This is a genomic window from Bacillus sp. DX4.1, assembly GCF_030348195.1.
Lineage (GTDB): Bacteria > Bacillota > Bacilli > Bacillales > Bacillaceae_G > Bacillus_A.
In genome coordinates, this window is sequence record NZ_JAUCFT010000006.1 from 247,123 (window position 1) to 260,497 (window position 13,375).

Genomic DNA, 13,375 nt, shown 5'->3' on the forward strand with positions numbered 1-13,375 from the left:
TATTCAAAACGGTTAAACTTTATTTCAAACCAACAATTACATCTAAATTAAAAAACCTAAAGGGAATATATGATGAAAAATTACCGATGAAAATTATACTGGGACTTTTATGGGAGAAATTTATTGTAAATGAAGAAAATGCATTAAAAATACAACCGTTTATATTTAGTATGGTACATAATAATTGCTGTGAAGGGTTCGATAATGTAGATAAACAGCTGTATAATTTTAATGAGGAAATAAATTTAGCCGCAGATAATATATATGGGAATCTAGAAGATATTAGTCAAGAAATAAAAGGATTTTTATCTATTTATAAAGATTTTAGTATATATTTTTGTTTACCTTATGGTGGGCTGAAAGATGAATAAAAACAACAGGTCTCAAAGGCTCTTAGAACTTCTTGAAGCAAATAGAAAAAAGCATAAACCTACTCATGGTGCTTTATATGAAGAATGTGTCTGCGTGTTAGGTGCTGAAACTAAAGAATTATCTCCTGAAAGAGGAGCAGAAATATACAAATTATTAAATGATTCTTACCCTTTTGAATGGTGGGGACGAATCAATTGGAATAAGGTTGCCCTTAAACATGCCATTGACTCAATGGATCAAATATTTCATCTTATCCCATTGGAAAGTAAAGTCTATATCCTATGGAGTACTGGAACTGCTCCTGTTCTCTATGCAAATTTAAACGATGTATTACGTAATATTGACGATGTAACGGCGGTTGGTAGCGACACTTATCTTTTTTGTCCAAATAATTTTGTTATAGAATTTTACCATGAAGGTGAAATCATCATTGGTTTTGGAAAAGACCGCATTTAACAGCTCACATATAAAGAAAATTGAAGGGACTTTTCTAGGTTGCCAGATACATTGACTGCTGATAAGTAGTGTTATGTTAACCCCACATGAATACAATATACAACCAAAATCACACAACATATCACTTCTCGCAAATGGTATAATAAGGAAAAAGGAGGTTCTGAATAATGCCTTTAGGAACCACTATTTATTACATCATTATTGCAATAATCATCGGTGCACTGTTTGGCGCGATTATACGTATACTTCGATATACTAGCAGTCGCAAAAAACAAAATCCAGTTGAGCAAAAGTTAGATAAAGTTATTCAACTGTTAGAAAAACAAAAATTGACCCTCTCTCCGAATGGGAGGGGTTTGCTACGTAAAATAATGAATGAGAATAAGGAGGACATAGCATGAACAGATATTGGATCTACATATATACGTCAATTTTAATTATGTGTTTGATTCTAATTACAATAGGTTTTAAATCAGGATTAGCATATCAATCTTTATCCTGGAAAATCACTATGGGTGTTTGTGCTGGTTTCGGATTTTCTGCACTTATGAATTTAAGAAGAAAATCTCAAGAAACTAAAGATGTTTAATAGACATAAATAACTTCCGCTTTCGAATTTTACGTCAACTAGCATCTCTTGAGGGGAAACTAGTTGTTTTTTTTGCTTAGCGTGTTTTTTTTCTAAAATGCTGGCGGTACCCTGTTAGATTTGAAATGTATCAAGTATATTGTTTTTCTCTTCTTTATTGATTTCGATATGTTTAAGTGTGATTTGTGGTGTACTATGATTGAGTATTTCTTGCAACATGGGGTCCCACCAATATAAAGGAATAAATTGAATTTTTGAGGAGCAATACAAGGTTTCAAAGCTATTTTTGACTGAGTATACAAAAGAACGGATTGAAAGAGCATTAAAATAGATTAATACTCCATAAATTAACACAATGTAATATAATGTAATATGTATGTCCCATTATTTAAAAATTGAAAGGAGTCATTGTAATGATTATTTGGAGAGGTAAAGGAATGTTAGTAGCCTTAGCATTTATTTTAGGGTTTATGATAAATGCAATCCTTTTTAGTTTTTTGCAAGTGAACACGGAAGATAAACCTGGATTTATTTTGCAAGGAATATTTTCGACTATATCTATAGCGATGATTAATTATTTTTTCACTAAAAAGTTTATATCTGATAGTGTACGAACATTCGTCGATGAAAAAACCGGAGAAAGAGTTCAAATAAAAGATAAATCTTCATTATTTTTCATTCCAAATAAGTATTGGACTTGGATTATTCTAGTTTTAGGTGTTGTAATTATTATTAATGTTAGTGCGCAATTATCATAATTTTTTTTATTATATAAGGGATCACCATATCATTTAAAAAAACTCTGATCTTTTTAAAATCAGAGTTTTTTATATTAACTACTTTTAATAATTTAAATTACATATATTCATAAATTGATTTTATTTAAAATAAAATTTTTATCCATGGGTTTCTGTACCTCTTTATTTATATTGTTTTGAATGTATACTTTTCTTGCTGATTTTGAGGATATCAAGAGGATTGGGATAAAGTTAATGTTTTAGGGGATTTGAATGTAAACAAATATATAAAAGTTTACATTGGTGATTTTCTAGATTTAATATAAAAAATAATAGACAGGCCATTATTTTTATCGATTAATGGGTTTGTCTATTATTTTTATGTTAGGGCATTTATTTGTTAATAAATTAATGAATTCTTCTTCTTTTTTTGGTACACATACTGTTAAAGTATTAAATAATCCATACATAATTTCTAATCGTTGTCTTGACCAATTTTTTGAATTCAATGATTTTCCATGGTATTTGATATGCTGGATATCTTCAAAAGGTATTTCAGTATTTGTAAAATAATATTTGATAATTAATGATTTGTCAGTAATTTTATAAGTGGATCTGTAAATAAATAAAAAATTGATTATGTTTAACAAAATCATACAACTTAGGTAAATATTATTAGCACCTTGTATGAAAAGCATAGCAATAAAAATGAAAATAGTTAATAGAAATATCATCATATGAATAGGATTTTGTTTAATCTTAAATTGCATTCATGTTCACCCCTTTATAGTAAGTATAGGGAAAAATGGCTATAATATCTATAAATTCGTATATTATTATCAATATATTTAAAATGTAAACTAATATTCAAGATGCAATCCCCTTTTGTGTATGTAAGACAGAGAAAAAAGCACCTAAATGAGTACTTTTTCAACTTGAATCACCATTTTACTTTTTGAGCTGTTGCTCTATGCTTATTTTACCATATTTATCTATAACATTTGGTGATTAAGTTATTTTATTCCAATTTATTATGATTCATAAACGTAGGTATCAGCGACAGAGTTTTTGAGATGAGTTTTGGGAAAGTTTTTCGATAATAAATTGGCGGAAATCGCTTGATATTCGATTGTCCCAAAAATAATCGTTTTTGAAGCGATATTATAAAGTTATTATTTAGTTGTGTTACCATAATTGACAGCTCATTTTCCTGTTCCATTAAAAAAATGTATTAGACTGACCTTTATTGATACTAGCTATCGATTTAACAACACAGCTTCTAAAAGAATAGGGTCGATTTCATCACATGATTAGAGATATGCGCTCTAAACTGAACCTATTCGAAGCGCTAAGTATTATTAGGGAAATATAGTCGATCATTGCTATAATTAAATTTATAATATATTTTAGGGAGGAACTCAATTTGAAGAAAACATTAATTGTTGGAGCATTATGCTTATCACTCGCTTCTTTAACTGCATGTGGTAATAACAGTGAGGAATCATCCACTGTAGCGAACAAAAATGAGATTGTTATACACATACCTAAAGAAAAGTCTAGAAACCTAGAACGATTTGAAACATTTTCTCAAAATGTAAAAGATAAGAAAAATGACGAAATAAAAATTAAAAATTATTTATATGACTATGAAGCAAAAGTACCAGCGCTAAACACTGTAACTTATAAAGACGAAAAATTCACTTTTACTGATAAATACAATTCTAACTACAGCAAAGATGTATGCAATAAGCTGGTTACTCCACAAGAAACTCATGGTCTTGCATATATGCTAAGAGATTGTTCTCAGTCAGAGGATGGTATTATACTTCATTACACAGCGAAGGACGGTGAAGGAGTAAACTCCATAAAAAATAAATCTATTGAATTTATTGAAGTTGAGGGGGATAAAAAATACATATTCGTACAGCAACTAGATGTTGGAGCATTCGTGAACGCTATCGAAACTACTAACTTTGATTCCCCTCCTAATATATCTAATACACAAAAGTCAAATTTTAAAGTAAATGTTCACTTTTTAAGTGGAACAACTCAAACATACTATTTGTGGATCGACAAAGAGAAATCACAAGGAATAATTATGGATTCAGAACAAACAAACCATGGACATGAAATCAATAAAATATATGTAGATAACATAATAGAAGTGTTAAATTAAAAATGACATATTTTAATGCTCCTCGTTAAGATGCATTTTTTAGATGGTTTCATGAGCTCCATTACTACGTAAAAAATTGACCGCCCTCACAGGCGGTTTTCTTCTTATACGCTGCTGTCCTTCCAACTCCGTCAGTCATCTCGTCCAACACATTCGCCTTCAGGTACAGAAAGCATCTTTTCAGTCTAGAACTATTTTTTAAAAGTCTAATACTTTTTTCGGTTCTGGTGCAAAAAATCTCTTAAACTTGGACATACTGATATTACTACTCTACAAAAGGTGTGTGATCAGTATGGAAAAGGAAAATATATTCAAATGGGTTCTGGTGCAAAGATAAAATAAAAGAGACTATAGCTCATATATTTCTAGCGGAATTCTATTTTATGCTGTAAGCTCAAACAATCGATGGATGAATTCTTTCTGGTTTTGGACAGACTGATCCCGTAAATCAATCTGTTCTTTTTTAATCATATGCATAGCTTCCACTCCTGCAAGAATGGATGTAGCTGTGCCAAAAGACTTGAACCCTAACATAGAATGAACACGTTTCTTAATAAAACGATGATCTTGTTCCACTATGTTATTGAGATATCTAACTTGCCTTAGCTCTATGCCTTCAGGCATATGCTTTTCTTCTTTCAACGCTCGAATTGCTACAGGATAAGCGGGGTTCTTATCTACTGTTATCACGCGAGGTTTAGAAATATACGAAAAAGCCAAGGCTTTCTTGAAAAAGCGCTTGGCTGCTTGTTTATCTCTTGATTTACTAAGAAAAAAATCAATGGTGTTCCCTTCGGAATCTACAGCACGATATAAATACATCCATTGACCTTTTACTTTGATATAGGTTTCATCAACTCTCCATGAGTCATTTGTTGATTTAAGATGATATCGTACTTTCTCTTCTAATTGAGGCCCATATTGATGAACCCAACGCATAATGGTTGTGTGAGCGATTGATACTCCTCGTTCTTCCATCATTTCCACCAGGTTACGAAAGCTTAAATTGTACCGCAGGTACCATCTTACTGTTAATAAGATTAGTTCAGGCTGATAGTGTTTCCACTTGAATAAGTTTTGCTTTTCCATACTAATCACGTCCTTTTTTAAAGTACTAGTATCAGTATGTCCAAGTTTCGAAGATTCGTTACATGAGCCTTATAGTTTTTGCACCAGAACCTTTTCTCCATATCTTTCTTCATTCTAATAATCATAATATCGCCCCCTTTTATCTTTTGAACCTATTTCGTTACGAACCTAATAAGTAGTATTGTTATATGTTAAGAGAGCAGACACTACTAGATAGGGGTCTAGGTCTTTTAACAAGTTCTCCTTGACAATTAGGACATACATAATTCATTAATTTTGTACACTCCTCACAAAATGTACATTCATGTGTGCAAATAAAAGCCGAAGATTGCTCTTCAATCTTATTATTACATTTCTCACAACATTTCCTCATCTCAAGTCCCATTTTTATTCCTCCAATAACATTTTTTTCATTATATACATAAAATTATAAATATAATATAATTTTGTTTAAATACAAATTATTAGCTATTTCATCCAAAAGACTTAAAAAATTTATTCATTATAAGCGTTTTGCTTTAAATAAAAAGGGGATGTTTAGAATAGACCATATTGACCGAAAAATTTTACATATTCTTCAAGAAAATGGACGTATATCTATGAGGGGTACGTGAACGATTCGGGATTTCAGGGGCCACACTTCAAAAAAATGTAATTTCAACGTCTGTTATAGGCGATTTTATAGCTTCTATAAATTATGTTTAGTTTTTGTTATGAGTTTTTAAGTAAGTTATGTTTAATTTTTAATGAAATTATAGAAAGACAGTCATGTGAAACCCAACATAATTGATGTTATGTTGGGTTTTCTAATGAAAATCAATTGTGTAACCCTTAATTTTGGATTTAATTTCCAGAGTGGCACCTCATTCCCTGAATCGTTCACATACCCCTTTTACATTTCAGCTAACTTTGCAACAGAACCATAAATGCTATACTTTGGATAGGGCTACTGTAAAGGAGGATATGGAGATAGATGCTTTTAGATATTGGAATTATGGATATAGAACAGTCTAATGATTTTTTGGGAAGTCTATGGGCAGAGCTTGAAAATGAATTTGGGAAATGTCAGTGTAGTTATTATGCACCTAGAAAAGACAAAGAAGAAAAGAAAATTCATTTTGGCATCATGGACATAGGTATTACATCTCTAAATGTTGGTATTACATACAAGCACAATGGCTCAATTGTTAATCTGTTCTTTGAAGATGTGGACAATAGACAAGAATTAGAGGCAGACTCTCCTTTAGGTCAAAGACTTAGAAAAGCTGTGAGAAAAGCAAGAAAAAACAAAGGGGCTTATGAAAAATTCTTTGTTAAGATAGGTATTAAGTCTCATTATTCTCTATCAAGTTATAAAGGTGAAAATTTCACAACAGAGGTATCAGCAGATGGATTTACCGATATTACTTTCCCTATATATGCTCATGGTAAAAGTCAAGTGAATAGTAAGTTTTTTCCTAAGTTAAAGCAGATAATGGACTTTTTATCAGTAGAAACAAATGCCCCTTTTGAGAGAGATTATAAATATTATACAGGTCAAAAACTTGCAGAAATATCACCTAATGAAGTGTATCAAGTACCAGTCTCTATAAATGATTCCTTTACATATCAGCCATTTGTTAGGAATGGATATATCGTCATTTCAGAGATAGGTCAAAGGTTTGTGGACTATATAGCTAACACTGATAAATTAGATAAGGATTTAGCTTTATTCTTAAAGGCTTGTTCCCACTACCATACTGCAAGAAAGCATGATGACCAATTGACTGAAATAGCAACAATCTTATACCTGTCTGCTTTAGAGGTTACTACCTTAATTGGGTTTCAGGAGGAGAAATGTAAAGAGTGTAGTCAGCCTAAATATCAGATTTCTAAAAGGGTAAGGGGCTTAGCTGAAAAATACCTGAATGCAGATGTAGCAAAGGCTTTTATTGAGTATTATGATAAAAGGTCAAAATATCTGCATAGAGGAGAGATGCTATCTGAGGATAGTCTTTCTTCACACTCATTCCCAATGCTTGATAAAGATAGTGAACATGGCTGTAAAATGGGAGCACATATAAATTTAATGGATATTAGGGAATATACAGGTTACATGCTAAGGGAATTTTATAGGGAATATTTTGTAAAGAAATGTTAGGGTGAGTATTATAAATAATTACAGATGGGAAGCAGATGTATTAGAGCATCTAACTCCTCTTGTAGGTGTGGATTTGAAATAAAGTCACGATGTTTTAAAAAAAGACGCGATGTTTTGAATAAAGTTGCGACGTTTCTAAAAAAGATGAACCGAAATATCTTAATAAAGAAGGGGCTTTGTTTTTTATTGTACACACGGAGCAGTTTACTTTAATAGTTAGATTAAAATAACCTGTGATATGATTAGTATTGGATTTATTAATAAGGGGGTTTTTAAATGACGCCAGAACAAATTGTTAGAAAATTTTTTGAAGAAGTACGTTCAGGGAATAATCCTGACTATTCAAATCAATTAATGGCAGAAAAAGTATTGGCACATCAAATTGTATCTGAAGAAGAACAAACAGTTTGCAGAACGCCTAAAGATTATGCTGAACATGTAAGAGAGATGATTGAAGTATATGGTAATTTTTCTTTAGAAATTCAAGAATTTTTAGTACAAGGAAGTAAAGTATATGTACGTTGGAAACAAGTAGGTACACACCTAGGAGAAATCGATGGATATCAACCTACAGGACTCCCAATAATTCAAATGGCAAGTGCGGTGTATAGAATAGAAGATGGGAAAATTTCAGAGTATTGGATTCAAATTGATAGGTCAGGAATTCAAAATCAATTAGAGTTCAATAAAAATATTCAGTAGTTAATTTTTAAGAGTAATAGAAAAATAAAGCACTAAACAAAACTTGTTAACAAAATCTTGTTAAGCGGAGTGCTTCTGTTGAATAAGGGGTACAAAACGATTAAACTTTTTTCTAAAAGAATCATTCAAATTAACACAAGAAGAGCATGTTTTGATCGATCTTTTTTAAAATACGCTCTTTTCTTTTGTTCGTTTATTAAGGTTAATGGCATTATTTCGATTAAACTTTATTTTAAAGCTACACGTAACAAAAACGAACGTTTATGTTACAAATAGCACTGCAAAACATCTATTGGTAAATAATGTATCCTTATGACCTAGTTTTACACGTATCTCGGCTGAACCCCTAATTTGTTTAGAACTAGAATCAAAAAGTTCAAATCCAAATTCTTCATTAATTTCAAAATCATTACTTGTTACAAATCTATACTTTGAAGGGATAGATTCTCTGTCTATTGTTAAATGAAAAGCATAAGAATAGATTCCATTAGGAATCTATATACCTCTTTCAAATAAATGCAATCTTTGCACCAGAACCGGAAAAACATACTATGTAACAGCAAGCGAAGCCTATGTATATGTGAAGTAAAAAGAGCCACCCCTTATTGGGTTGGCTCTTTTCTTGTTTATCCATCATAGGATTTTTTATAACGCGTATACACAATATAAAAATAATTGTGTATACAATTCTACCCAGTTATATTAGAAGTAAAGAGAGGGTGATTGTATCTATGAAAATTCATATTCAAGAAACAGTTGAGATGGATAACAAAACAAAAATAATTGTGCATAATGTTTCTGTTGTCAAAATTACCGAAAGGTATTCAAGCTATAATTACTTGATTCGTATTGACGGTATGTTTAAGAAAAAATGGCAAGATAATTTCGAAGAGGCCTTTTTTACCGTGCCATTGTGTATAGAAGATAGATTAGGTATTTGGGCCATTGATTCCGACGAAGCTGATACGTTTAATTTTTTTGATCTAAGTTATTCGGATAAAGCTACAGAACGTGCACAATTTTTACACCACTGCTTAACAAAAGATACAATCTTAAATACAATCAAAAAAGATTTTGGTGAAACATCTGATATTCTTCGCTGGATTATAGATGAATGTCCTGTAACCACTGATGAAGTGGATAAACTAAGAACATGAAGAAATTTAAATTTATGTAAAAAGTAAAAAAACTCCTCATTTTTCATGCTCCAGTTCATTTTTTCTAGAGTGTAACTTTGTTTCAAAAACTTTGCAACAGAACCCAAGAAATCCCCCCCTTCAAAAGGTACACCTTTTGAAGGGGGGGATTTCTATGAAAAACAATGTGTCAAAAAGTTCGAGATAACATTTTAAAGTATTTCAAAAATACATAGACCTTTTGAATCATTTATGAATTGTTGTAAACTAGTATCTCAAAAACGATCGTTTTTGAGATTAGTGATATCGCTTAGAGTATTAAATTCAACGTTTTTTTATGTCGAATTTGCTTAGCGTATATTTTCGTGAAAATGTGGGCGGTACTCCTTCCTAAAATATTAATATTGTCTTGGTCTATTGAAGAGGGATACGGAAACATTTAATATTCAAATAAAAGGATATTTGTGTTAAAAAATAGAATTTTTACCTTTGGTGGGTAATTTAAACTAAGGGGTATAAATTCGATGCGAAGAGAAAAGGTTTTGTTAAAGCAATGGAAGGCGGATTTACAAACTGTTCAAGAAGAGAAGCGGTTGAAGAAGGAGACTAAGAAAAAGAATAAGAAATATAGCATTCCTGGCAATACAGCTGACTTTATGAATGGCAAGAACACTTATCGTAAAGAGAATGGGGTATGGAAACAAAGAAATAAATAATGTGAGGATAAATGGGGCACGGCAACATCGCCATCAAGCTAAGAAATTGGTAGTTCCCCAAAACGAAGAAAATGAGAACCCCATATAGGGAAGTAAAAAGACTTTATTTAAGCAAAATTGGTAAATGGTCTCGAAAAATAGAAAGCGAATGGGACGTACAAACATCCAATAATGAAGACAAAAAAACATTAGAAGAAAAACTTGAAAAGAAGAACCCTTAAAATTAAGGTTCTTCTTTTCATTTCATTTTAGAAGGATATTTCCAATCACGATTTCCTTTAGAAACAGTCGAAGAGGTTTCACTTTGTTTAGTTAGGCTTTGTTTCTCTATGTTTTCCAGAGATTTTTGCATCTGTTCCATTTGTTCTTTTACTTTTTTTATTTCAAACTTCATTTCCATAAGTAACCGTAAAATAGCATCTCCTTTATTCATTGCAACATACTCCCTTCATTTTTCTCTTATTGCTTTTCTATTAACTGAATTTGAAAAATATCTGATTCCTTTATACCTAGAACTCTCATTTCATCTTTAAAAGTTCGCCAGGACGCAACTTTAATGGATTTTGTACTTTTATCCTTTAATGTGTACACTCTTATGTACTGTATTTCCTGTTTCTCATTTCTTTCCACGTTGTCTTCCTCCGTTATTTTTGATTGATGTAATCATAATATCTTTTTAACGAAAGTTTAGATTTAAAGCCTACTTGTTTTATAATTTCTTCCTCTGAAACATGATGCTCAATAAGTCTTAAAATGAACGTGTTCCGTAAGTGTTGCGCTGAGATCCCTTTACGTAAATTTGCTCGAGCAACTTCAAGTCGAATCATCTTTTGAACAGCAATCTCTGTTAGGGCTTTCGGTGCATCGTTTTCATATGACCAACGATAAGTATTCCGAGTAAAATCGAAGGCTATGAATAAGGGATCATTACTATGATATTTAGGACGAACAGGTTCAGGAATGATTTTATAATAGTTAAACAATCGTTTTTTATCATCATCAGTTAAAAGGATTGTTCTTTCTATACCCACTATTTTTGGTACTGAGATTGTATTGTTTTCAAAATGAACGTGCTTCATCTGTAAACTTACAAGTTCCTGTAAGGATAATCCATTATTGATGAGTAAATGTACAATAGAAATGTTGCGATCCATAAGTACTGGACGAACAGAACGTTGTTTTTCCGTTAATTCTTCTAATGAAGTTAAAATATACTTTAACCTTTTTTCTTCCTCTTTTGAGATAAAGTCTCCATCACGTGACGCACGATTGGGTTGAATACTAAATTGCATCTCTTCTAACGGATTTGGCAGTTGTAAATACTGATACATTCTATTTAAGACAATATAGACACGATGCATTGTTTTATCAGAGTACTGTCGTTGCTGTTTTAAATCATAGAAATACGCTTCATAATCCTTTGTACCAAGCGTCGTCCATATATTGCGTGTAGGGAGTTTTTTAGATTTTTGCAACCAATGACCAAAATCTTCAAGATCATAGACGTATCGTTTAATTGTGGAAGGTTTTCGACCTTTATTCAATAAAAATGAAGAAAAAATTTGTATTGTATCTTGAAATTCTTTTGTTGGCATACCCTTATCATCCTAATTTTTTCTTTTAGTATATCAAATTTTAATACATACATTAGAAGTGTCGATTTAGTGTATTCCCATTTTCTCAATAAACAATATAGGTAAATATGGTAAAATGGTAAGTGGATGGGAGTCCAGCACTCATATTATTAAAAGTAAAGTGGTTCAAGTCGAAGAAAGGCACTCATTAGAGTGCCTTTCTTTTTTAATGTAAACTAAAGTATATTAGTTTACATTCAAATCCCCGAAAATATTGACATCAAGCCAAATCCCCTGATATCCTTAAAATTAGCAAGGAAAGTATACATTCAAAACACTATAAATAAAGAGGTACAGAAACCCATGAACAAAAAACCACATCTCATTGATGTCCAACCCATCCGAAGTAAAGAACAGATTGAAGATATGAAATGGGCTCTTAAACGTCACTGTTCAGAAAGAGACTATATCTTATTTATTATTGGGATCAATACAGGTTTGCGAGTAAGTGATTTATTAAACCTAGAAACAAATATGATTTTGAAGTTAAAACGAAAACGTAGAAAAGAGTTAAAAGTAACGGAAGGAAAAACAAAGAAAGAACGTATCATTAATCTCACTTCTATTTTTGACGAAGTATATCAGTATGCTCAAACGATAGAAGGTACCTGGTTATTTCCTTCTCGTAAAGGAAATCAACCCATTAGTAAAATCCAAGCCTATAGACAATTACAAAAAGCCGGAAATTTTGCCGGCGTAGAATCGATTGGTACCCACACCATGCGCAAAACCTTCGGCTATTGGTTCTATAAACAAACAAAAGATGTCGCGATGTTGCAAGAAATACTCAATCACAGCACACCAAAAATCACATTAAAATACATTGGTATCAATAAAGAAGAGAAAGATAATGTACTAGATACATTTTATATTTAATTAAATTCATCTAGAAATCCCTTCCGTATTCTACGAAAGGGATTTCTTATTCACATAATTCTCGTTAACGGCAGTCAATTTATTAAGTAATAAAAGAAATATTTAATCTTCATATGGATCTTTTTCTACAACCTTGGAGGCTAACAATAAATTAGAAAACTTATCAGCAACTAATTCTCGATTTTCTATAATTTCGTCTGTTTCTTCCCCATAATCATGAACTAATCTATAAACTGGCGGATCTTCTCCTTCATGAATACAAATAAAATAAGGATTTCCAGTTTTCATAAGACAGTGACCAATAGGAATATAACCTTTTTCAAATACAGCATATCCAGGTACAGCTTCAATAGTTTCAATTATCATTTCATCTTTATCTAAAAGTAACATTAAAGACATTCCATCATCATCTTCAGAAGGTAAAAATTCTTGCCAAATTATTTTACTTGCACAAAGAGGGGTTGTTCTCATTAAATCTGTTAACCATTCTGGTAACAAATTCATTAACTTAGACTGTAATTCTTCTATTTCTTCCACAGTAGCAATTTTACCCGATGTAAGACTATTTTCTATCATATATTTAGCTGCTTCAAAAACTTGTAGACTCATGTGTCTTCATCCTTTGTTATAATATTATATTCTATATATTTAATATTACATTATTTTTAGATAAGACCGTTAATTTCAATTATCATGAATATATATCTTATTCTAGTAAGGTTTACATAATCTATCATTATCGGTAGCAAACA

16 protein-coding genes and 4 pseudogenes are annotated in these 13,375 nt (G+C 31.3%); 13 read left to right on the forward strand and 7 right to left on the reverse strand.

What is annotated here, in order from left to right:
* Positions 1 to 35 precede the first annotated feature (35 nt).
* The 4 genes and pseudogenes from QUF99_RS01365 to QUF99_RS01380 form a co-directional block, all read left to right on the forward strand.
* A pseudogene (locus tag QUF99_RS01365) lies at positions 36 to 371 on the forward strand (hypothetical protein); the annotation flags it as partial.
* Entirely contained in the window at positions 364 to 828 is a 465-nt protein-coding gene (locus QUF99_RS01370) for a CDI toxin immunity protein (protein WP_289368259.1), read from the forward strand. The pseudogene QUF99_RS01365 and the gene QUF99_RS01370, both read left to right, overlap by 8 nt.
* A gap of 167 nt (positions 829 to 995) precedes the next feature.
* Positions 996 to 1,163 (forward strand): annotated as a pseudogene (locus tag QUF99_RS01375) (DUF4083 domain-containing protein); the annotation flags it as partial.
* A gap of 62 nt (positions 1,164 to 1,225) precedes the next feature.
* Positions 1,226 to 1,417: a hypothetical protein gene (locus QUF99_RS01380; protein ID WP_289368260.1), complete on the forward strand. Its 192-nt coding sequence runs from the start codon at positions 1,226 to 1,228 to the stop codon at positions 1,415 to 1,417.
* A 114-nt stretch (positions 1,418 to 1,531) separates the two neighbouring features.
* On the opposite strand, the pseudogene QUF99_RS01385 reads toward QUF99_RS01380, so the two are convergent.
* Positions 1,532 to 1,636: pseudogene (locus tag QUF99_RS01385) on the reverse strand (tyrosine-type recombinase/integrase); the annotation flags it as partial.
* Between the two features lie 194 nt (positions 1,637 to 1,830).
* Between QUF99_RS01385 and QUF99_RS01390 the strand changes: the two are divergent.
* Positions 1,831 to 2,175: a hypothetical protein gene (locus tag QUF99_RS01390; protein WP_286117228.1), complete on the forward strand. Its 345-nt coding sequence runs from the start codon at positions 1,831 to 1,833 to the stop codon at positions 2,173 to 2,175.
* A 329-nt stretch (positions 2,176 to 2,504) separates the two neighbouring features.
* On the opposite strand, the gene QUF99_RS01395 is transcribed toward QUF99_RS01390, so the two are convergent.
* Positions 2,505 to 2,924 carry a PH domain-containing protein gene (locus QUF99_RS01395; protein WP_289368262.1) on the reverse strand — a complete coding sequence of 140 codons (420 nt, stop codon included), beginning with the start codon at positions 2,922 to 2,924 and terminating at the stop codon, positions 2,505 to 2,507.
* Positions 2,925 to 3,577: 653 nt separating this feature from the next.
* Here QUF99_RS01395 and QUF99_RS01400 point away from each other — a divergent pair.
* Positions 3,578 to 4,330, forward strand: coding sequence for a DUF4362 domain-containing protein (locus tag QUF99_RS01400; RefSeq protein WP_289368264.1), 753 nt, complete (start codon positions 3,578 to 3,580; stop codon positions 4,328 to 4,330).
* Positions 4,331 to 4,711: 381 nt separating this feature from the next.
* On the opposite strand, the gene QUF99_RS01405 is transcribed toward QUF99_RS01400, so the two are convergent.
* Complete coding sequence (locus tag QUF99_RS01405) at positions 4,712 to 5,419, reverse strand: IS6 family transposase (protein ID WP_289368265.1); 708 nt, start codon at positions 5,417 to 5,419, stop codon at positions 4,712 to 4,714.
* 184 nt (positions 5,420 to 5,603) lie between these two features.
* A complete protein-coding gene (locus tag QUF99_RS01410; protein ID WP_286125492.1) occupies positions 5,604 to 5,804 on the reverse strand; it encodes a DUF1272 domain-containing protein in 201 nt (66 codons plus the stop codon).
* Positions 5,805 to 5,952: 148 nt separating this feature from the next.
* Here QUF99_RS01410 and QUF99_RS01415 point away from each other — a divergent pair, with 148 nt between their 5' ends.
* The 6 genes and pseudogenes from QUF99_RS01415 to QUF99_RS28645 form a co-directional block, all read left to right on the forward strand.
* Positions 5,953 to 6,033, forward strand: a complete 81-nt coding sequence (locus tag QUF99_RS01415; protein WP_289368379.1) for an AsnC family protein — start codon at positions 5,953 to 5,955, stop codon at positions 6,031 to 6,033.
* A 359-nt stretch (positions 6,034 to 6,392) separates the two neighbouring features.
* Complete coding sequence (locus QUF99_RS01420) at positions 6,393 to 7,559, forward strand: hypothetical protein (RefSeq protein WP_289368266.1); 1,167 nt, start codon at positions 6,393 to 6,395, stop codon at positions 7,557 to 7,559.
* Between the two features lie 276 nt (positions 7,560 to 7,835).
* Positions 7,836 to 8,261 carry an ester cyclase gene (locus tag QUF99_RS01425; RefSeq protein ID WP_289368267.1) on the forward strand — a complete coding sequence of 142 codons (426 nt, stop codon included), beginning with the start codon at positions 7,836 to 7,838 and terminating at the stop codon, positions 8,259 to 8,261.
* Between the two features lie 731 nt (positions 8,262 to 8,992).
* Positions 8,993 to 9,418 (forward strand): hypothetical protein, encoded by a 426-nt coding sequence (locus QUF99_RS01430; RefSeq protein ID WP_289368269.1) that lies wholly within the window; start codon positions 8,993 to 8,995, stop codon positions 9,416 to 9,418.
* A 503-nt stretch (positions 9,419 to 9,921) separates the two neighbouring features.
* Positions 9,922 to 10,113: a hypothetical protein gene (locus tag QUF99_RS01435; protein ID WP_286125689.1), complete on the forward strand. Its 192-nt coding sequence runs from the start codon at positions 9,922 to 9,924 to the stop codon at positions 10,111 to 10,113.
* An 80-nt stretch (positions 10,114 to 10,193) separates the two neighbouring features.
* Positions 10,194 to 10,334 (forward strand): annotated as a pseudogene (locus QUF99_RS28645) (transposase); the annotation flags it as partial.
* A 17-nt stretch (positions 10,335 to 10,351) separates the two neighbouring features.
* On the opposite strand, the gene QUF99_RS01440 reads toward QUF99_RS28645, so the two are convergent.
* Positions 10,352 to 10,546: a hypothetical protein gene (locus QUF99_RS01440; protein ID WP_289368270.1), complete on the reverse strand. Its 195-nt coding sequence runs from the start codon at positions 10,544 to 10,546 to the stop codon at positions 10,352 to 10,354.
* Positions 10,547 to 10,757: 211 nt separating this feature from the next.
* The gene (locus tag QUF99_RS01445; RefSeq protein ID WP_289368272.1) at positions 10,758 to 11,708 is read right to left on the reverse strand and encodes a tyrosine-type recombinase/integrase; all 951 of its coding nucleotides are present in this window, start codon (positions 11,706 to 11,708) and stop codon (positions 10,758 to 10,760) included.
* 342 nt (positions 11,709 to 12,050) lie between these two features.
* Here QUF99_RS01445 and QUF99_RS01450 point away from each other — a divergent pair, with 342 nt between their 5' ends.
* Positions 12,051 to 12,623, forward strand: coding sequence for a tyrosine-type recombinase/integrase (locus tag QUF99_RS01450; protein ID WP_289368274.1), 573 nt, complete (start codon positions 12,051 to 12,053; stop codon positions 12,621 to 12,623).
* Positions 12,624 to 12,725: 102 nt separating this feature from the next.
* Here QUF99_RS01450 and QUF99_RS01455 read toward each other — a convergent pair whose 3' ends face one another.
* Complete coding sequence (locus QUF99_RS01455; protein WP_289368276.1) at positions 12,726 to 13,232, reverse strand: SMI1/KNR4 family protein; 507 nt, start codon at positions 13,230 to 13,232, stop codon at positions 12,726 to 12,728.
* Positions 13,233 to 13,375 lie beyond the last annotated feature (143 nt).

Coding starts and splice junctions, on each gene's coding strand:
- QUF99_RS01405 (WP_289368265.1), bottom strand. CDS start 5,419: ATGGAAAAGCAAAACTTATTCAAGTGGAAACACTATCAGCCTGAACTA.
- QUF99_RS01420 (WP_289368266.1), top strand. CDS start 6,393: ATGCTTTTAGATATTGGAATTATGGATATAGAACAGTCTAATGATTTT.
- QUF99_RS01395 (WP_289368262.1), bottom strand. CDS start 2,924: ATGCAATTTAAGATTAAACAAAATCCTATTCATATGATGATATTTCTA.
- QUF99_RS01390 (WP_286117228.1), top strand. CDS start 1,831: ATGATTATTTGGAGAGGTAAAGGAATGTTAGTAGCCTTAGCATTTATT.
- QUF99_RS01435 (WP_286125689.1), top strand. CDS start 9,922: ATGCGAAGAGAAAAGGTTTTGTTAAAGCAATGGAAGGCGGATTTACAA.
- QUF99_RS01410 (WP_286125492.1), bottom strand. CDS start 5,804: ATGGGACTTGAGATGAGGAAATGTTGTGAGAAATGTAATAATAAGATT.
- QUF99_RS01380 (WP_289368260.1), top strand. CDS start 1,226: ATGAACAGATATTGGATCTACATATATACGTCAATTTTAATTATGTGT.
- QUF99_RS01455 (WP_289368276.1), bottom strand. CDS start 13,232: ATGAGTCTACAAGTTTTTGAAGCAGCTAAATATATGATAGAAAATAGT.
- QUF99_RS01370 (WP_289368259.1), top strand. CDS start 364: ATGAATAAAAACAACAGGTCTCAAAGGCTCTTAGAACTTCTTGAAGCA.
- QUF99_RS01430 (WP_289368269.1), top strand. CDS start 8,993: ATGAAAATTCATATTCAAGAAACAGTTGAGATGGATAACAAAACAAAA.
- QUF99_RS01415 (WP_289368379.1), top strand. CDS start 5,953: ATGTTTAGAATAGACCATATTGACCGAAAAATTTTACATATTCTTCAA.
- QUF99_RS01440 (WP_289368270.1), bottom strand. CDS start 10,546: ATGAATAAAGGAGATGCTATTTTACGGTTACTTATGGAAATGAAGTTT.
- QUF99_RS01445 (WP_289368272.1), bottom strand. CDS start 11,708: ATGCCAACAAAAGAATTTCAAGATACAATACAAATTTTTTCTTCATTT.
- QUF99_RS01450 (WP_289368274.1), top strand. CDS start 12,051: ATGAACAAAAAACCACATCTCATTGATGTCCAACCCATCCGAAGTAAA.
- QUF99_RS01425 (WP_289368267.1), top strand. CDS start 7,836: ATGACGCCAGAACAAATTGTTAGAAAATTTTTTGAAGAAGTACGTTCA.